Source organism: Caballeronia glathei, assembly GCF_000698595.1.
In the GTDB taxonomy this organism is placed as follows: Bacteria; Pseudomonadota; Gammaproteobacteria; order Burkholderiales; family Burkholderiaceae; genus Caballeronia; species Caballeronia glathei.
This window is the reverse complement of the sequence record NZ_JFHC01000016.1, coordinates 70,216-87,469: the sequence shown is the minus strand read 5'-3', so window position 1 is coordinate 87,469 and position 17,254 is coordinate 70,216. Positions and strand designations below refer to the sequence as shown.

17 protein-coding genes are annotated in these 17,254 nt (G+C 62.1%); 13 read left to right on the top strand and 4 right to left on the bottom strand.

What is annotated here, in order from left to right; genetic code table 11:
* The first annotated feature begins 349 nt into the window (after nucleotides 1–349).
* The 4 genes from BG61_RS12895 (at nucleotide 350) to BG61_RS42785 (ending at nucleotide 7,050) form a co-directional block, all read left to right on the top strand.
* Nucleotides 350–3,724, top strand: a complete 3,375-nt coding sequence (locus BG61_RS12895) for an efflux RND transporter permease subunit (protein ID WP_232256388.1) — start codon at nucleotides 350–352, stop codon at nucleotides 3,722–3,724.
* The gene (locus BG61_RS12890) at nucleotides 3,721–4,989 is read left to right on the top strand and encodes an efflux RND transporter periplasmic adaptor subunit (RefSeq protein WP_051672471.1); all 1,269 of its coding nucleotides are present in this window, start codon (nucleotides 3,721–3,723) and stop codon (nucleotides 4,987–4,989) included. The genes BG61_RS12895 and BG61_RS12890 overlap by 4 nt, the downstream gene beginning before the upstream one ends.
* Complete coding sequence (locus BG61_RS12885; RefSeq protein WP_129572263.1) at nucleotides 4,986–6,518, top strand: efflux transporter outer membrane subunit; 1,533 nt, start codon at nucleotides 4,986–4,988, stop codon at nucleotides 6,516–6,518. The genes BG61_RS12890 and BG61_RS12885 overlap by 4 nt, the downstream gene beginning before the upstream one ends.
* Before the next feature lie 358 nt (nucleotides 6,519–6,876).
* Nucleotides 6,877–7,050 (top strand): hypothetical protein, encoded by a 174-nt coding sequence (locus BG61_RS42785; RefSeq protein ID WP_161783673.1) that lies wholly within the window; start codon nucleotides 6,877–6,879, stop codon nucleotides 7,048–7,050.
* Nucleotides 7,051–7,213: 163 nt separating this feature from the next.
* Here the strand turns inward: BG61_RS42785 and BG61_RS12880 are convergent, their stop codons facing one another.
* The 3 genes from BG61_RS12880 to BG61_RS12870 all read right to left on the bottom strand — a co-directional run bounded on the left by BG61_RS12880 (nucleotide 7,214) and on the right by BG61_RS12870 (nucleotide 8,664).
* Entirely contained in the window at nucleotides 7,214–7,552 is a 339-nt protein-coding gene (locus BG61_RS12880; RefSeq protein ID WP_063740982.1) for a DUF4148 domain-containing protein, read from the bottom strand.
* A 221-nt stretch (nucleotides 7,553–7,773) separates the two neighbouring features.
* Entirely contained in the window at nucleotides 7,774–7,971 is a 198-nt protein-coding gene (locus BG61_RS12875; protein ID WP_035941685.1) for a hypothetical protein, read from the bottom strand.
* 15 nt (nucleotides 7,972–7,986) lie between these two features.
* Nucleotides 7,987–8,664, bottom strand: coding sequence for a response regulator transcription factor (locus BG61_RS12870; RefSeq protein WP_035937743.1), 678 nt, complete (start codon nucleotides 8,662–8,664; stop codon nucleotides 7,987–7,989).
* Nucleotides 8,665–9,057: 393 nt separating this feature from the next.
* Between BG61_RS12870 and BG61_RS12865 the strand changes: the two genes are divergently transcribed.
* The gene (locus tag BG61_RS12865) at nucleotides 9,058–9,369 is read left to right on the top strand and encodes a DUF4148 domain-containing protein (protein WP_035937745.1); all 312 of its coding nucleotides are present in this window, start codon (nucleotides 9,058–9,060) and stop codon (nucleotides 9,367–9,369) included.
* 151 nt (nucleotides 9,370–9,520) lie between these two features.
* On the opposite strand, the gene BG61_RS12860 is transcribed toward BG61_RS12865, so the two are convergent.
* On the bottom strand, nucleotides 9,521–10,393 hold the full coding sequence (locus BG61_RS12860) for a LysR family transcriptional regulator (RefSeq protein WP_035937746.1): 873 nt from the start codon (nucleotides 10,391–10,393) through the stop codon (nucleotides 9,521–9,523).
* A 210-nt stretch (nucleotides 10,394–10,603) separates the two neighbouring features.
* Between BG61_RS12860 and BG61_RS12855 the strand changes: the two genes are divergently transcribed.
* The 8 genes from BG61_RS12855 to narL all read left to right on the top strand — a co-directional run bounded on the left by BG61_RS12855 (nucleotide 10,604) and on the right by narL (nucleotide 17,220).
* On the top strand, nucleotides 10,604–11,455 hold the full coding sequence (locus tag BG61_RS12855; RefSeq protein WP_035937748.1) for a transporter substrate-binding domain-containing protein: 852 nt from the start codon (nucleotides 10,604–10,606) through the stop codon (nucleotides 11,453–11,455).
* 11 nt (nucleotides 11,456–11,466) lie between these two features.
* On the top strand, nucleotides 11,467–12,147 hold the full coding sequence (locus BG61_RS12850) for an amino acid ABC transporter permease (protein ID WP_035937750.1): 681 nt from the start codon (nucleotides 11,467–11,469) through the stop codon (nucleotides 12,145–12,147).
* Nucleotides 12,137–12,799: an amino acid ABC transporter permease gene (locus tag BG61_RS12845; RefSeq protein ID WP_035937752.1), complete on the top strand. Its 663-nt coding sequence runs from the start codon at nucleotides 12,137–12,139 to the stop codon at nucleotides 12,797–12,799. The genes BG61_RS12850 and BG61_RS12845 overlap by 11 nt, the downstream gene beginning before the upstream one ends.
* 33 nt (nucleotides 12,800–12,832) lie before the next feature.
* Nucleotides 12,833–13,792, top strand: coding sequence for an agmatinase (locus tag BG61_RS12840; RefSeq protein ID WP_035937753.1), 960 nt, complete (start codon nucleotides 12,833–12,835; stop codon nucleotides 13,790–13,792).
* Entirely contained in the window at nucleotides 13,789–14,535 is a 747-nt protein-coding gene (locus BG61_RS12835) for an amino acid ABC transporter ATP-binding protein (RefSeq protein WP_035937756.1), read from the top strand. The genes BG61_RS12840 and BG61_RS12835 overlap by 4 nt, the downstream gene beginning before the upstream one ends.
* 19 nt (nucleotides 14,536–14,554) lie before the next feature.
* Complete coding sequence (locus BG61_RS12830; RefSeq protein ID WP_035937758.1) at nucleotides 14,555–14,971, top strand: RidA family protein; 417 nt, start codon at nucleotides 14,555–14,557, stop codon at nucleotides 14,969–14,971.
* A gap of 2 nt (nucleotides 14,972–14,973) precedes the next feature.
* Complete coding sequence (gene argE, locus BG61_RS12825) at nucleotides 14,974–16,128, top strand: acetylornithine deacetylase (protein WP_035937760.1); 1,155 nt, start codon at nucleotides 14,974–14,976, stop codon at nucleotides 16,126–16,128.
* Nucleotides 16,129–16,575: 447 nt separating this feature from the next.
* A complete protein-coding gene (gene narL / locus BG61_RS12820) occupies nucleotides 16,576–17,220 on the top strand; it encodes a two-component system response regulator NarL (protein WP_035937762.1) in 645 nt (214 codons plus the stop codon).
* The last annotated feature ends 34 nt before the right edge of the window (nucleotides 17,221–17,254 follow it).

Sequence of the window (17,254 nt, the reverse complement as noted above, 5' to 3'; positions counted from 1 at the left end):
TTCGCTTAGCTAACCGTGCTTGAGTATATTACAGCGCGTTACCTTAGTGCGCTTGATCTGTTCTTTCGACGTGGATTTCCATGGGCGCGTCCAACCCAAGCCGAACAGAAAGCCGGTCGGATACATATGCCGGAATCGGCACGTCAGCGCGTTCTCGCATTCCGCTTTCGCACGCACGCCACCCCATCGGCGCGTTGGCGCGTCGCCGTCGAAAATTAAGAATCCTTCATCAAGCTGGCCAATGCGGGTTAATCCCGAACAACGATCATGCATCCTTGTTCCCAACTGACCGGCATTCGACCATGAACCAGTTCCACGCGATGCAAGCCCATTCCCGATCCGCCACACCATGCGAGCGTGGCGGGTTGAGCAAAGATCGGGGCGCGACCCTCACGACGCTCTCGTCAGCGCGCAATCTAGCCCCGCAGCCGTAACGCATTCGGACGCGCAGTTTTCCGTTCAGCTTGTCGCGCCGCGCCGGGCGGCATCAAGCACTGCAAACACGTCCGACGCCCAGAATCAACCCCGAAGCCGCCAACACCTTTTCATGAACGCCATTGTCCTGGTTGCCCTGCGCCGCCCGCTCACATTTGTGGTGATGAGCATCCTCATCGTGCTCGCTGGCGCGATGGCGATATTGAAGACGCCGACGGATATCTTTCCGGCAATCCGCATCCCAGTCGTCGCGGTCGTGTGGTCGTACACCGGCCTCTCTCCGCAGGACATGTCGGGCCGCGTCGTCTACTACTACGAGCGCGCGTTGACTACGACGGTCGCCAATATCCAGCACATCGAAAGCCAGTCGCTCTATGGAACAGGCGTCGTCAAGATCTTCTTTCAACCGGGGACCGACATCGCAGCCGCTCAGGCGCAAGTGACCGCGATTTCGCAGACCGTCCTAAAGCAGATGCCAGCCGGCATCACGCCGCCGCAGGTGCTTTCGTATAGCGCGTCGTCGGTTCCGGTGCTGTTTCTGCAGGTCTCGGCGCCCAGCATGACGGCCGCGCAAATCTACGACATGGCGTCCAATCTGATCCGGCCGGCGCTCGTATCCGTACCCGGCACAGCGATCCCGAACCCTTACGGCGGCAGCTCGCTGAACGTCGAAATCGACCTGAACCAGGCGAAGCTGCTCGCGCATGGCCTGTCAGCCACCGATGTCGCACACGCGCTCGCGAAAGAAAACGTGGTATTGCCGGCCGGGGACCAGAAGATCGGTGCCCTCGATTTCATGGTTCAAACGAACTCGACGCCGGTCGCGGTGCCCTCTTTCAACAACATGCCTATCAAGACGGTCAACGGTGCGACGGTCTACCTGCGCGACGTCGCGTACGTGCACCGCGGCTCGCCTCCGCAAATCAACGCGGTGCTGGTGAAAGGCAAGCAGTCGGTGCTCATCGAGATACTGAAAAGCGGCGATGCGTCGACGCTCTCCGTCGTTGCAGGCATCAAGAAGGCGCTGCCCGGCATCGTCAAGTCGCTGCCACCCGGCGTGAAAATCACCCCGCTCAACGACACCTCCGGGTTCGTCAAAGATTCGGTGCGCGACGTCGTGCAGGAGATGGTCACCGCGGCGCTGCTCACCGGCATGACGGTGCTGCTCTTTCTCGGCAGCTGGCGTTCGACGCTGATCGTCGCGACGTCGATTCCCCTCGCGATTCTGTGCTCGGTCATCATGCTGCACCTGACCGGTCAGACGATCAACGTGATGACACTGGGCGGACTTGCACTCGCGGTGGGTATTCTCGTCGATGACGCGACCGTGATGATCGAAAATATCGACACGCACCTGGAATCAGGCGAGGAACTGGAGCCGGGCATCATCGCGGCCGCCAATCAGATCGTCGTGCCGACGCTCGTCGCGACGCTGTGCATTTGTATCGTGTGGCTGCCGATGTTTCAGCTTGGCGGCATTTCCGGCTACCTGTTCCGCCCGCTCGCCGAGGCGATCATCTACGCGATGCTCGCCTCGTTCGTGCTGTCGCGCACGCTCGTGCCAACAATGGCGGCGTGGCTGCTGCGCGGGCAAGTGCACGCACCCGCTCACGTTCACGGTCACGGCCGTGCGGCCGGCAACGCGGGCTTTTTCACGCGCTTTCAGCGCGGCTTCGAGCGGCGTTTCACCGCCTTCCGCGAGCGCTATCGCGACCTGCTGACGCTTGCCGTGGTCCACCGCCAGCGCTTCGTGCTGACGTTCGTCGCGTGCGCCGTTGCATCGATGGGTCTCGTCGCCTTTCTCGGCCGCGATTTCTTCCCGAGCATCAAGTCGAACGAGATCGACATGCATATGCGCGCGCCGGCCGGCACCCGTCTTGAAGACACGGGCGAAATTGCGGACCTCGTGAATCACGGCGTTCGCCGCATCCTGCCGGGCCAAGTCACCAATCTCGTCGACAACTGCGGCTTGCCGACCAGCAGCACCAACGAAGCGTACAACTCGAATGGCACGATCGGGCCGCAGGACTGCGACATCACGATCAGCATGAAAAACGAGGCATCACCCGTGGACGAATACCGCGCGAAGCTGCGCCGCGAGTTGCCGAAGATGTTCCCAGGCACGCAGTTCTCGTTCCTGCCGGGCGACATCACCGCGAAGATCCTGAACTTCGGCTTGCCTTCGCCGATCGATGTGCAGATCGCCGGCCGCGGACAACTCGAGAACATGGCCTTTGCGCAAAAGCTCGCCGCGCGTCTTCGCCGGATTCCGGGCGCAGCCGACGTGCACGTTCAGCAGCTATTCGACGAACCGACGCTGAAAGTGGACGCGGATCGCAGCTTCGCATCCGGCGTGAATCTGACGGAAGCGAGCATCGCCAACAACGCGCTCGCGACGCTTTCCGGCAGTGGTCAAACAGCGCCGACGTACTGGCTCGACACGGCCAACGGCGTCTCACACCTCGTCAACCTGCAGACGCCGCAAGACCAGCTTTCGTCGCTGAACGACCTCGAGACCATCCCGATCGATCAAGGCAACGGCTCGCCAAGCGGTAGCAGCACGCAGCTGCTCGGCGCGCTCGGCACGATTTCGCAGACTGGTTCGCCGCTGGTGGTATCGCACTACAACATCCTGCCGGCCATCGACGTGTATGTAAGCAACCAGCAACGCGATCTCGGCGCGGTCGAAGGCGATGTGGAAAAGGTCGTGAACCAGATGCAGGCACAGTTGCCGCACGGTGCGAGCATTCACTTGCGCGGTCAGGCGACGACGATGAAGCACGCGTACGCGCAACTGCTCGGCGGTCTCGCGATATCGGTGCTGCTGGTGTACCTCGTGATCGTCATCAATTTTCAATCCTGGCTCGACCCGTTCATCATCATCACCGCTTTGCCAGGCGCACTTGCGGGCATCGTGTGGAGTCTCTTTCTCACCCATACGAACCTTTCCGTGCCCGCGCTCACCGGAGCAATCATGTGCATGGGCACCGCGACCGCGAACTCAATTCTGGTCGTGTCGTTCGCGCGCGAGCGCCTTGCCGCACATGGCAACGCAGTGGCCGCGGCAATTGAAGCCGGCTATGCGCGAATCCGGCCCGTGATGATGACCGCGCTCGCGATGATCATCGGCATGTTGCCGATGTCGCTAAGCAATTCGCAGAACGCGCCGCTCGGCCGCGCCGTGATCGGCGGTCTGCTGATCGCCACATTCGCCACTTTGCTATTCGTCCCCTGCGTGTTCGCGATCATGCATCGCAACGGCAAAGACACCACGGAGTCTCATCTATGAACATTCCTCGCGAGGTGCTGGTACCGAGCCAAAGCCGCGCTAAATGGTCCGTCGCGATCGCCGCGATGATTCTCGGCGGGCTGGTCGTCCTCGGCATCGTTCAACGACACGACAGCTTCGTGGACCTGAAAGCGGCCACCGATGACGAGGCCGTGCCTCAGGTTCAGGTGATGGGGCCCGCGCCGGGCCCTGCGATGCGCAGCGTCACCCTGCCCGGCAACATCAATGCGTGGTACACGGCGCCGATCTATGCGCAAGTATCGGGCTATGTGCAAAAGTGGTACGTCGACTATGGTGCTTTCGTCAAGAAAGGCTCGCTGCTCGCCACGATCGACGCGCCGACTGTCGACCAGCAGTATCAGGGAGCGCTTGCCGATCTCGCCGTTGCGAAGACCAACAGCAAGCTGGCCGACGTCACGGCGACGCGCTGGAAGGCGCTCGCCGGCACTGAAGCGGTCGCGCAGGAAGACGTCGACATCAAGATGGCGAATGCGGCCGCCAAAGATGCGATGGTGATGGCGGCGGAACACAACGTCGAGCGCTACCATGCGCTCGAGCAGTTCAAGAGCATCGTTGCGCCGTTCGACGGCGTGATCACGTCGCGCGATACGGACATCGGCAACTACGTCAACCCGGCCGGCGGCGATGTCAGCTCCCGTGGCTCGGCCGACGAGCTGTTCTCGGTGGCGGACGTGCACGAGATGCGCCTTTTCGTGTCGGTTCCGCAGGACTACGCCGGCATGCTGAAGCCGGGCCTCGACGCGATCTTCACGGTGCCGCAGTATCCGGGTCGCGAGTTCCACGCGAAGCTGCTCACCACCGCAAACGCATTCGATCCCCGCACGAGAACGGTCGTTACCGAACTGGTCGCCGATAACCCCGACCATCTTCTGTGGCCCGGCACCTATGCGACGGTAACCTTTAAAGTGCCATCCGACAGGAACATACTCGTCGTGCCCGAACAGGCGCTGGTGTTCCGTGAACAGGGCATGCAGGTCGCGCTCGTGGACTCGCACGACCGCGTGCATCTGCAGAACGTGATGCTCGGGCTCAATCTCGGCCAGAACGTGCAGGTCATCTCAGGACTGAAGCCGACCGACCGCTTCGTCGTCAACCCGTCAGCCGGGATACTCGACGGTCAGAAGGTCGATATCGTCAACGGCGTGCCCGGCATCGCGCAGACGGTCGCGGTCGCGCAACCTGTGCAAGCCGCTGGCCAGAAGAAACCTGCCGACGCCGACCCGGCCGGAAGGGACTCGAAATGATGCGCCACGTCAAACCTGCCTTCGCCCGCGCCGGCACGCTCGTCGGCACATTGCTGGCGCTTGTGGCGCCGCTTGCCGGCTGCAGCCTCGCGCCGGTCTATACGCAGCCGCACACGACGATGCTGCCGATGAGCTACAAGGGAACCGGCCCGTTCGTGCTCGCCCATCCTGAAGACCAGCTCGCACACGGGCCGTGGTGGAAGATGTTCGGAGACAGCGAACTCGACCGGCTCGAAGCCGGACTCGCTGCCGCAAACCCGGATCTGCAGGCCGCACAGGAGACTTATACGCAGGCCCGCGACGTGGTTGCCGAAGCCCGTTCGCAGCTGTTTCCGCAACTGAGCGCGCAAGCGTTCGCATCGCAAAACGCGGAATCGGCGCATACGCTCTTTCACAGCCTCGCGTCCAGTCCGTCCCTGCCACTCGAAGAGGCGTCGCTCGGATATGGCGCAGCGGCGACCTGGGAGCCCGATTTCTGGGGAGAAATTCGCAACCGCACCCGCTTTGCAAAGGCCAACGCGCAGGCCACGGCGGCGCTCGTCGCAACGGCTCGACTCAGTCTCGAGATGCAGCTGGCAAGCGACTACATGATGCTGCGTGGGCTCGACGCGCAGCATGCGGTCTATACGAAGACGCTGGTCTACTACCGCGACGCGGTGAACATCACGAAGCTGCGCTACACCGGCAAGATCGGTTCGGGCCTCGATCTCGAGCGAGCTCGCGACCAGCTGGCCACGGCGCAGGCAGCCGATACGGACATTGAAGCGCAACGCGCGGTTCTCGAACATGCCATTGCCGTGCTGGCCGGCCAGAACCCATCGACCTTCGCGCTGCCTCCCGGCAATCTCAAACAGTTCGCGATTCCTGCCATCCCTGTCGGCGTGCCGTCGGCGCTGCTGCAACGGCGACCCGACATCGCGGCAACGGAGCGCGAAATGGCCGCGGCCAATGCGGCGATCGGGGTCGCGCGCGCGGCGTTCTATCCGAACATCCAGCTCAGTGCCAATTTCGGCTTCGAGAACAACGGTATCGGGCTCGCTTCGCTGCCGGACAGCCTGTGGAGTATCGGTGCATCGGCGATGCTGCCTTTGTTCGAAGGCGGACTGCGCCGGGCCGAAGAGCAACAGAGCTGGTCCTCGTTCCATCAGGCCGCGGACACCTATCGGTCGACAGTGCTCAAAGCATTCCAGCAGGTCGAGGATCAACTGTCGCTGACGAACACGCTCGCCACCGAGTATAAGCAGCAAAGCGACGCTGTCACGGCGTCACTGAAGGCGCAGGACATCGCGATGCAGCTTTATACGAGCGGTCTCAACGATTACCTCAACGTCACGGTGGCGCAAATCGCTGCATTGAGCGCCGAACTGTCAAAGGTCCAGGTGAAGGCCCGCAGGCTGCAGACGGCGGTCGATCTGATCGGCGCGCTTGGCGGCGGCTGGTCGGCGCAAGACCTGCCGACGCCGAAAGAAACGGTTCCGTTTTCGCCGATCGCGCTGCGCACGTCGCCGCAGGACGTGCGCGCACGTTGAGGATGAACTTCGTCATCGCCAATTTGCACGGCCCTTTGCAAGCGATGTTCCCGCCGCGGCGCCCTTTGATATCGAAGCGGTGCTTAGCGGGATCGTGAGTCAACGTTGAGAAGCACTGACCTGGCGTCCAGCGATCGTCGATGTGATCAAGCTGCCCGATCTCTCACGACCGCTTTTTGCGCGGCCGTTCAATCAACCGGAATATCGTGCTGGGAATTGCGCTGAAAATGCCCGGACTTTCACCGCGAAGTATAGGTGGCTCTATTGAAGCACCTTTCATGTCGACGCGATGCTCCGCTTGAGCATGCGAAATGGACAAGGCCGCGCGACGCAGCCGGGTCAACTCCCGGCACGGTCGATGAACGACGCCACGCCGATCGCGAAGTCATGTCGCGAACGACGGACGGTTGACCATAGGTGTGCCGCCGATACGATTGCGGACACATCGATTGTGCCGCTCGGGCAGCTGCTGTCGCTGCGCGCAGCGGTGAATCTGATTGCGACGCTCGCGCTGAAGCCGGTGCGCGCGTAGTACGTTCGCTCGCAGCGCGGCGTACGCTGATTGCGTACAGTCCAAAGGAATTCCCACATACCGCAGGCAACCGTTTTGCACACGCCCTGATTGCGCGGGCTTGATGCGCAAAACGGTACCTGTCGCCTGCTTGCGATCGACGCGCTCGCGCCGTGACGGAACATCAATAAAATCCGCTCGGGCCGCCGCTGTAAATGATCGGCGATGTCGGCACCTTTACGTTCTCACCGAGGCAGTCGGCGCGGTATTTCAGCCTGAGCCTCGCTTCCGCCTGCTGAATTTCCGACGGATAGTAGTTATCGTCTCCTGCGGCCGCCTGGTAACCCACCGATTCCAGCTCACTGAGTTCCTGCATCAATTGTGCATGCGTGACCGGCTTGCTCAGCGGTGTAAACGGATAGTCGTTGCATTCGCCCGGCGTAAGCTTGGCGCCAGCCGACGCTGCGCCACTTGCCACCAACATGCAAAGCACCACCGTGGTTTTCATCCAGAAGGGTTTCATGTCATTCGCTCCTTGTGCGACGTTGCGATGATGCAAAGATGCGCCGCGCACAGTATCGAACCGCCATGAGTCAGATGAAGCTTTTGTTAGGCCACGGCGCCAAAAGGCCGTAGTACGCGTCGTGCATCCGTTCGCACGCGAGCCGGTGTCCGATGGCTCTGGCTAGTGCGGCATGTGGAATCGCGTCGAAGTACCGGAGTTGCCAGTCCATCACGAGATAGTTAGTTTTGCTGCTTCATTTCGCCGGTCACGACCCAACTCATGAAACCGAGCAGCAGCATCACGGATACCGCGAAGATCAATGCATACACGGACAGGAGTTGAAACGTCGTGGCATGCCAGCGTGTGCCGACATCCGGCGCCAATGTGCGGGAGGGGGCAGAAGCTTCGGCGGCATCGGTGATGCCAAACGTCAGCATGCTCGGTGTCGTCTCCTAGCCGAGCATGTAGCCGGACCCACGCACGGTCTGGATCATCGCGCGCGCTCCGGGCGGATCGATCTTCTTGCGCAAACGGCCCATGTGCACGTCAATCAGATTGGTGCCAGGATCGAAGTGGTAACCCCATACCGACTCGAACAGCATCATGCGCGTAACCGTGCGGCCTGCATGACGCATCATGTATTCGAGCACGCGATACTCGGTCGGCAACAGCGGAATTTCTTCACCGTCGCGGCGCACTTTGCGCGAAATCAGGTCGAGTTCGATCGGCCCGACAGACAGCACCGTCTCCAATTGCGTCGTCGGCGCATGGCTTCTGCGCAGCAGCGCTTCGAGCCGCGCAGCCATCTCCTCCGGATCGAATGGCTTGGTCAGATAGTCGTCGCCGCCCGCGCGCAGACCCCGCACACGCTCATCGACATCGCCAAGCGCGCTTAGCATCAACACCGGCGTCGTGACGCCGGTGCCGCGCATCGCCGTCACGATAGTCAGACCGTCCATGCCTGGCAACATCCGGTCGAGGGTGATCACGTCGTAATCGTCGCAAAGCGCACTGACCACGCCCTCCTTGCCATTGTCGATCCAATGCACGGAAAAGCCTCTGCGGCTGAGCGCATTGACGATAGCGTCCGCAGCGATCTCGTCGTCTTCGATCGTAAGCACTCGAATCATATTGGCTCCATCAACTCACGCGTCGTCACGGCGCTCACGTCAACCGATCAGGCTCGTCCATTGCCCGCTCCTTCGTCTCTCCTGTGACCTTACGCGACATCGTCGCTTGACATTTGCGATTTGATGAAGGAATTTTCAAATTCGCACGGTAATCCGGCTGGATCGTCTTCAACGACAAGGGCAAGCCAATCCGGCAGTACGAACCCTTTTTCACCGACACGCAGCATAAGCCGGCGCAGAATGTGCAGACATCCGGTATCTTCAAGGTCGTGAAGGAAGGCGACAGTGGCTCGAGGTTGACGTGGCGGGCGTCGAAGGCGAACACTACCCTCCCGCACGGACCCTGGGCGGCATGCCCGCCTCGGCCGGCGACAGGATGCGAGGAAACATACGATGAAAATGGCGCTGACGAACCGGTCGATACTTCCAGCGTTGGTGTTTCTGCTCGCTGGCTGCGCCACCGGCGGTATGCAAGAAAGCGCGACGCATCTAAGCCCTACAGAATGCCGCGACCTGACGGCGCTTAGAAGCAATGCGTCTCCGACAATGAAGCAGCACCAAAGCGAACTGGCCGCCCTCAGGAAAGCGGGGTACAACCCATCGCTATGGGACGACCCGTACTACCCAGAAGACCTGCAAGCGGCGCAGCGTCTGGTCGATCGTTGGTACCAGTCGGAATGTCAGCACGCGGCGGGGCTTGATTGAAAGGTAGATCGTCGGGACGCGGGCGACGCGTAGCCAGCGCATAGCCGCCACTCAGTCGCGGCGCATGATCCGCGAGGTTTCGTGAGAAAACAGCAGCGTGAGTGCCCGGTCAAGACATTGCTTCGCGACGCCCGTTTGCGCACCGATACCGTCATTCAACGCGATGGAGTTGCTGGAGAAGATCCAGGAACAAATCAAGCGCGCGAGTTCTTGGGCGAGAAATTTCGATGATCGCGCTGATCGTATTTTCATAGGCCGGGCCGGACGGCACTTTCGCAAGTGCGTACCGCTTCGCGAACGACGCGGCATAGAACTGCGGCAGCAGGCCAACGTATTGCCTGGACAGCACCAGCATCGCGACTGCCTCGAGCCCCGAAGCAGACGGCCCGCGCTCCATCCCCAGCCTATTGAGCGCCTCGTGCACGAACGGCTGCTCGCGATAGACGAGCGGTAGTGTCGACGCATCGCGCAGCTTGCTACGCGCCACGTACAGTGATTGCCGCTCGATGAAGAGCGGCAAGTATTCGAAACCCGCCTCACGCCGGTACATGCCCCGGATCGCAACCTGCACGCGACGCTCCCGTAATGCCAGATCAAGCTCGTTGAAGGTCATCACCCGCAACTCGACGGTCACGTCCGGCGCCTGCTCCTTCAGCGCGGCGAGCACCTCGGGCAGATGACAGCCGTCATCGCTAATGATGTGCTCGACCATCCCGATCGACAGCGTGCCGGACAGCACCCCGCGCACCGCGTCGATTTCCGGCTGGATCCGTTCCAGCGAGCGGATCGCGTCGCGCGCAAGATCGAGTGCGACCTTGCCAGCATGCGTCAGAACGAATCCCGATGGGCCGCGCTCGCATAACCGGGCGCCGAGTGTCTCCTCAACTTCGCGAATGTGACGGCTGATGGAGGCCTTCGACATATTCAACTGCTTTTCCGCCGCGGCGAAACCATTGGCCTGCGCGACCGCGCAGAAAATGCGCAGCGAGCGCAAATCGCGTTCGGTGAAATCGGGGCGGGACACGCAAGTGACTCCAGGGTCGGGCGAATGGCGCAAAACGTGTCCATTCGCAATGGTTTCATTTTTTGGAACCATACCGCTAAAAAAATCATTTTTCACCCTCTTTATGACGGCATACATTGAATCGCCTGACCAATCGCGCGAAGTCGCGGCGTCCGCGATGTGCCGGCCAGTCACCCTACACGACCAAATGACCACCATGCGGAGAGCGCAATGAAACAACTGACCAGACGATCCTTCATCAAAACCACGCTCGCATCCGGCGTGGCACTGGCACTGCCGAAGCTCGCACTGGCCGAAGGCGGCACGCTCGCGGACATCAGGCAGCGCGGCAAACTGGTGGTCGGCACGGAAGCCGCGTACGAGCCGTTCGAATTCGTCGAGAATGGCCAGATCGTCGGGTACGGTCACGATGTGCTGGAGCTGATGGCGGCGAAGCTCGGCGTGAAGCTCGAGCAGATGAATCTGCCGTTCCAGGGACTGCTTCCAGGCCTGATGTCGCACAAGTTCGACTTCGTCGCGACCAGCGTTGGTATCACGCCGGAGCGGGCCAAGCGATTTGCGTTCAGCGAACCGGTCGGCGTGGTGCGCTCGGTGCTGCTGGTACGCGCCAGCGACACGTCGATCAACCGCGACCTCGACATCGGTGGCAAGACGATCGGCACGCAGATGGGTTCGTCGTCGCAACCCGTCGCCGATGAGTTCGAAAAGGAACTGAAGGAGAAGACCGGCAAGGGCTACGCGGGCACCAAGCTGTTCCAGGCGTATCCAGACGTGTCGAACGCGCTTGCGAACCGGACCGTCGACGTTGCGCTGATGCCGTCGAACATCGCTGCCGTGCAGATGAAGCGTCAGCCGAACGCATTCCGCATTGCCGGCACGATCGGTCAGCCGAAGCTGCTCGCGTGGGTCGCAAACCCGAACGATCTCGAGATTCGCAAGTTCATCAACGATTCGCTCGAGGAATTCCGCGCGAACGGCAAGCTTGCCGCGTTGCAGACGAAGTGGTTCGGCGCGCCGATGGATACGCCGCGCGCGAGCTATCTGCCGGCCGGCGCCATCTGACGCGCACCGCCATGCTCAACTGGTTTGACAAGGGCGGCGTGATCGCGCCGTTTCTGGACGGTGTCGTATCGGGGACAGCGCTTACGCTGGCCGCCTCGGCCTGTGCGTTCGTCATCGGCGTCGCGCTTGGCATCATCCTGCTGCTTGCGCGCATCTCGCCGTTCGGCCCGTTGCGCGCGCTGGTGGTGCTGTGGGTGAGCCTGATTCGCGGCACGCCGGCGCTGATTCACATGCTGATCGCGTATTACATGGTGCCGGCTCTGCTCAACATCTCGATCTCACCGGTCACCGCGGGTATCGCTGCGCTCGCGTGCAATACCAGTGCGTACATCGTCGAGATCCTGCGCGGATCGCTCGGCACGATCTCGTGGGGGCAGCGCGCGGCCGGTTACGCGATGGGCATGCGCGCCGCACAGGTGTGGCGTCACGTGCTGCTGCCGCAGATGATCTATCGCGCGATTCCACCGCTCACCAGCGAGTTCACCCTCCTGCTGAAGGCCTCTTCGCTGATGTCGATCATCGCGGTGCCGGAACTCGCGACCGTCGCGCGCAACGCCACGCTGCAAACCGATTTGCCGCTGCAGGTCTTCACGATCACCGCGGCGGTCTACTTCCTGATCCTGTTCTGCATCTCGGCTGTTTCGCGAGTATGCGAGCGCCGCGTCTCGAGGATGCTGCCCCATGGCCATTGATTTTTCGATTGTCCGCGAAGCGGTGCCGGTGCTGCTCGACGGGCTTCGCATCACCGCACTGGTCAGCGCGATTGGCATTCCGGTTGGCGCCGTGGCGGGGATCGTTGCCGCGTACGCAACACAGTCGCGTACGTTCCTGAAGCCGGTGGCGCTTGCCTACGTCGAACTGGTGCGCAACATTCCGTACCTGATTCTCGTGTACCTGTCGTTCTTCGGCCTGCCGAAGCTCGGCTTGGGCGCGTCGGCGATGGCGGTCGCGATCGGCTGCACAGCGTTCTACACGGGCGGCTATTTCTGCGAAATCCTGCGTGCGGCATTGCGCAGCGTGGCACGCGGCCAGACCCAGGCGTCGTTGTCCCTCGGCATGACGTTCTGGCAGACGCAGCGCCACGTGATCGCGCCGCAGCTGTTCGGCTACATCACCCCGCCGGCCACGAGCCTTGTGATCATGATGTTCAAGGACTCGGCAATCTTCTCGGTGATGAGTCTGCCGGAGATGACGTACCAGAGCAATCTGCTCACCGCCAATACCTTTGCGTATGTCGAAGTGCTCGGCACGACGGCATTGATCTACTGGATCTGCAGCGTTTTGCTGGCGAGCGTCGGCCGCCGTCTGGAGACGGCGATCGGACGGCGCGCGCGCCACGTCTGACGCAGATCCCGCCATCCCCCTGGAGATACTCGCATGACTCAATACACCGTAGCGCCGCGCACCGGCCATCCCACGCTGCTGTACTCGGAGCTCGATCTCGACATCGATAACCTGAAGGCCGATATCGCCGTGCTCGGCATGCCGTACGGCGCACCGTACTCACCGTCCGATTTCAGCAACGACCAGACCAACGCGCCGTCGGCGATCCGTCAGGCGACCGACCGTGTCGTGCGCAAGCCGGGGCACTACGACTTCGATATCGACGGCCCGCTGCTGCAAGGCCGAGACGACGTACGCTTCGTCGATTGCGGCGACATCATTCCCGATCTGACGAGACCCGGCGAGCACTACGCGCGCGCCGAAGCGGCCGTGCGCGGCATCGTCGCCGCCGGCGCGATGCCGATCGTGCTGGGCGGCGACCATGGCATCACCACGCCGATCCTGCGCGGCCTCGACGCCAAAGGGCCGATCACGCTCGTGCATGTCGATGCACACCTCGACTGGCGCGACGACGTCAATGGCGTTCGCGAAGGCCTGTCGAGCCCGATCCGCCGCGCGTCGGAAATGGCGCACGTCGATCGCATCATCCAGATCGGCTTGCGTGCGCAAGGCAGCGGACGCCCCGAGGAACTCGTCGCCGCGCGCGCGTATGGCTCGGAACTCGTCACCGCGTACGAGCTGCACGACATCGGCATGGACGCGGTGCTCGCGCGCATTCCCGACGGCGGCAACTACTATCTGACGATCGATGCCGATGGTCTCGATCCTTCGGTGATGCCGGCTGTCGCGGGACCGGCACCGGGCGGCGTGACCTTCGTGCAGGCGCGCAAGCTGATTCACGGGTTGGTGAAGAAAGGCCGCGTCGTCGGCATGGACATCGTCGAGATCCAGCCGGAAAAGGACCACGCCAATCTGATTTCCTGTGTGACCGCCGGACGCCTGATTCTCAACCTGATCGGCGCGTCGATCCGCGCGGGATATTTCGACAAATGAACGCGAATCGCGCCGTCATCGATATCCGCGGCATCGACAAATGGTACGGCAGCCATCACGTGCTCAGGCAGTGCTCGACCCACGTGAACAAAGGGGAGATCGTCGTGGTGTGCGGGCCGTCGGGCTCCGGCAAATCAACGCTGATCAAGACCGTCAATGCGCTGGAGCCGTTCCAGAAGGGCGACATCGTCGTAGACGGCACGTCGCTCGCCGCAAAGTCGACCAATCTGCCAAAGCTGCGAAGCCGCGTCGGCATGGTCTTCCAGCACTTCGAGCTGTTTCCGCATCTGGACCTGACGCGCAATCTCATGCTCGCCCAGCGCATCGTGCTCGGCCGCGACGAAGGCCGGGCACGCACGAAGGCGCGTGATTTGCTCGACCGCGTCGGGCTGTCGGCGCATGCGCACAAGTACCCGGGACAATTGTCGGGTGGCCAGCAACAACGCGTAGCGATTGCGCGCGCGTTGTCGATGGATCCGATGGCGATGCTGTTCGACGAACCGACGTCGGCGCTCGACCCCGAGATGGTCAACGAAGTACTCGACGTGATGGTCGAACTCGCGCGCGAAGGCATGACCATGATGGTGGTCACGCACGAAATGGGCTTCGCAAAGCGTGTCGCGCATCGCGTGGTCTTCATGGAGGACGGCGCGATCATCGAGGACAGTCCAACCGACGTGTTCTTCCAGGACGCCGCCAGCGCCGCCGCGAAACGCTTTCTTTCCAAGATCCTTCATCACTGAGCTTTCGAACCACACCGACATGACCACTCACACACGCATCCGCAAATTCAACACTCGCGAAACGTATCCGGAACAGCAACTGGACAACGATCTGTGCCAGGCGGTGATCGCCGGCAACACGGTGTATCTGCGCGGCCAGATCGGCCAGGATCTCGACACACGTGAATCGGTCGGCATCGGCGACGTCGCCGCGCAAACCGAGAAGGCGATGTCGAACGTCAAGATGTTGCTTGACGAATGCGGCAGCAAACTCGAAGACATCTGCAAGGTAACGGTCTACATCATCGACCCACGCTATCGCGAAGCCGTCTACAACGTAATGGGCCGCTGGCTCAAGGGGGTGTTCCCGGTGTCGACCGGCATCGTGGTGCAGGCGCTCGCGCGTCCCGAATGGCTCGTTGAAATCGACGTCGTCGCCGTCAAGCCGGAGGCGTGATCATGCCGCTCAGCCGAAGTGCCGAACTGCTGAAAACGCTGATCGCGTTCCCGACCATTTCTCGCACGCCGAATCTCGCGCTGATCGAACACGTCGCCGGTTTGCTGGCCGCGGCGGGCATCCGCAGTACGATCGTCAGGAACGACACCGGCACCTGCGCGAACCTGTTCGCGAGCACCGGGCCGGCGGACGTGCCCGGCGTGATGCTGTCGGGACATACCGACGTCGTGCCCGTCGAAGGCCAGCCGTGGACGATGCCGCCCTTCGAGGCCACGCTGCGTGACGAGCGGCTTTACGGCCGTGGCGCCGCCGACATGAAGGGCTTCGTCGCGTGTGCGGTCATCGCGATGATCGATGCCTCGGCGCGGACGTTGAAGAAGCCGCTGCAACTGGCGCTCTCGTATGACGAGGAGATCGGCTGTGTCGGCGTACGGCGGCTGATCGACGTGCTGGAGGTCGCGCCCGTGCGGCCGGAATTGTGCGTCGTCGGCGAACCGACGATGATGCAGATCGCGACCGGCCATAAAGGCAAGGCCGCGTATCGCGCGATCTGTTGCGGCCAGGAGGGCCACTCCGCACTCGCGCCGAACTATCTGAATGCAATCCACGTCGCCGCCGACTGGATCGCGGGCATTCGCGCGGCGCAGCAGCATCTCGCCGAAAACGGCGCGCACGACGACGGTTACGACGTGCCGTATTCGACGATACACGTCGGTACGATTCACGGCGGCAAGGCGCTCAATATCGTGCCGAACGAATGCACGCTCGAGTTCGAAATTCGCACGCTCACGAGCGACAAGGCTGACGCAATACTCGACGACATCCGCTCGCGGGCCTCGATCGCGAGCGCCACGGGCCTTCAGGGAAAAGTGCATCTGCCTGCAGTCGAGGAAGTCAACGCCTATCCGGGCCTGGACACGCACGTCGCGAGCGACGCCGTGAAATTTCTCGAAGCCCTGCTACCGCCCGAAACACAGACGCGAAAGGTCGCGTTCGGCACGGAGGGGGGTCTGTTTTCGACGCGTCTGTCGGTGCCGGCAGTTGTCTGCGGCCCGGGCGACATAGACGTCGCACACAAGCCGGACGAATACGTCGCGCTGGCCCAGCTCGATGCATGCGATAGCTTTCTCGCCCGGCTAACGAGCTGCTTGCAGTAAAGCCCGCTTTCCCGGCACGCGACCTATGCAAAATTGGAGCGAGGGAGAAGTCTAGTTCGGCGTAGGCGAATGTCGCCACTTTCGCATTGACAGGATTATCGGACATTCCGGAGAACGCGTTGTATTAATCGCTTTGCGCGCGCCATTCAACAGAACACCCTCGCGAATACCATCATGCAGCGCTCGCTTAATCAGCGCTCCCGTCTCCGCCTTGATGGGCGGCGCACCCCATTCAGGGCCGGGAGTCGAGCGCTGTGCTCGAACGTCATCTGCGCCCTCACCATAAAAGCTCGCATCGCGTACTACGCATGACTAGACTGAATAATGGGCGACGCGGTGGCAACTTGCCGCCGGCGTATAAAAACTGCGGCAACGCAGCACGGCCTCGCGGCTCCGGCCTCTCTCTTATATCGGCCGTGCGGTGAATGAATCGATGAAGCGTGGATCATGTCCCCCAACACCATTCTTCTGATAGATGACCACGCACTGTTTCGCCGTGGCGTCGCGCAACTGATCGAGATGGACCCTGCGTTCACGGTCGTCGGCGAGGCGTCGTCCGGACCGGAAGGCGTCGAGATGGCCATGCGGCTCACACCGGATGTCATCCTCGTCGATCTCAACATGCCTCAGGTGAGCGGCATCGAAACGCTCGAACTGATGCGAAAAGCGGGAGTCAGGTCGCACGTCATCATGCTGACCGTATCCGACAGCGAGCGCGACGTAGTGGCCGCGCTGCGCGCCGGCGCTCAGGGCTATCTTCTGAAGGACATGAACCCGGAAGACCTCTGCCCCAGCCTGAAGAAAGCCTTGGCCGGCAAGCCCGTACTCAGCGAAGCGGTGACCGGCAGCCTCGTGCACGCGGTGTCCGCGGGACAGCCCATCCCGGCCGCGCAGACCGATCTCACGGCCCGCGAACTCGAAGTACTCGACTACCTCGTTGCCGGCCTCTGCAACAAGGCCATCGCGCGCAAGCTCGATATCAGCGTCGGCACGGTGAAGGTCCATGTCAAGCACATGCTGCACAAGCTCAATCTGCATTCGCGCCTGGAGGCGGTCGTGTGGCGCCATGAGCACGGCACGCGCGACCGCTGACACACGCCTCGCAAGCCCGACCACCGCGTCCTGA

What these genes read in the sequence shown, in the direction of transcription:
- BG61_RS12895 (WP_232256388.1), top strand. Translation starts at nt 350, where the DNA reads ATGCGAGCGTGGCGGGTTGAGCAAAGATCGGGGCGCGACCCTCACGAC.
- BG61_RS12890 (WP_051672471.1), top strand. Translation starts at nt 3,721, where the DNA reads ATGAACATTCCTCGCGAGGTGCTGGTACCGAGCCAAAGCCGCGCTAAA.
- BG61_RS12885 (WP_129572263.1), top strand. Translation starts at nt 4,986, where the DNA reads ATGATGCGCCACGTCAAACCTGCCTTCGCCCGCGCCGGCACGCTCGTC.
- BG61_RS42785 (WP_161783673.1), top strand. Translation starts at nt 6,877, where the DNA reads ATGAACGACGCCACGCCGATCGCGAAGTCATGTCGCGAACGACGGACG.
- BG61_RS12880 (WP_063740982.1), bottom strand. Translation starts at nt 7,552, where the DNA reads ATGAAACCCTTCTGGATGAAAACCACGGTGGTGCTTTGCATGTTGGTG.
- BG61_RS12875 (WP_035941685.1), bottom strand. Translation starts at nt 7,971, where the DNA reads ATGCTGACGTTTGGCATCACCGATGCCGCCGAAGCTTCTGCCCCCTCC.
- BG61_RS12870 (WP_035937743.1), bottom strand. Translation starts at nt 8,664, where the DNA reads ATGATTCGAGTGCTTACGATCGAAGACGACGAGATCGCTGCGGACGCT.
- BG61_RS12865 (WP_035937745.1), top strand. Translation starts at nt 9,058, where the DNA reads ATGAAAATGGCGCTGACGAACCGGTCGATACTTCCAGCGTTGGTGTTT.
- BG61_RS12855 (WP_035937748.1), top strand. Translation starts at nt 10,604, where the DNA reads ATGAAACAACTGACCAGACGATCCTTCATCAAAACCACGCTCGCATCC.
- BG61_RS12850 (WP_035937750.1), top strand. Translation starts at nt 11,467, where the DNA reads ATGCTCAACTGGTTTGACAAGGGCGGCGTGATCGCGCCGTTTCTGGAC.
- BG61_RS12845 (WP_035937752.1), top strand. Translation starts at nt 12,137, where the DNA reads ATGGCCATTGATTTTTCGATTGTCCGCGAAGCGGTGCCGGTGCTGCTC.
- BG61_RS12840 (WP_035937753.1), top strand. Translation starts at nt 12,833, where the DNA reads ATGACTCAATACACCGTAGCGCCGCGCACCGGCCATCCCACGCTGCTG.
- BG61_RS12835 (WP_035937756.1), top strand. Translation starts at nt 13,789, where the DNA reads ATGAACGCGAATCGCGCCGTCATCGATATCCGCGGCATCGACAAATGG.
- BG61_RS12830 (WP_035937758.1), top strand. Translation starts at nt 14,555, where the DNA reads ATGACCACTCACACACGCATCCGCAAATTCAACACTCGCGAAACGTAT.
- argE (WP_035937760.1), top strand. Translation starts at nt 14,974, where the DNA reads ATGCCGCTCAGCCGAAGTGCCGAACTGCTGAAAACGCTGATCGCGTTC.
- narL (WP_035937762.1), top strand. Translation starts at nt 16,576, where the DNA reads ATGTCCCCCAACACCATTCTTCTGATAGATGACCACGCACTGTTTCGC.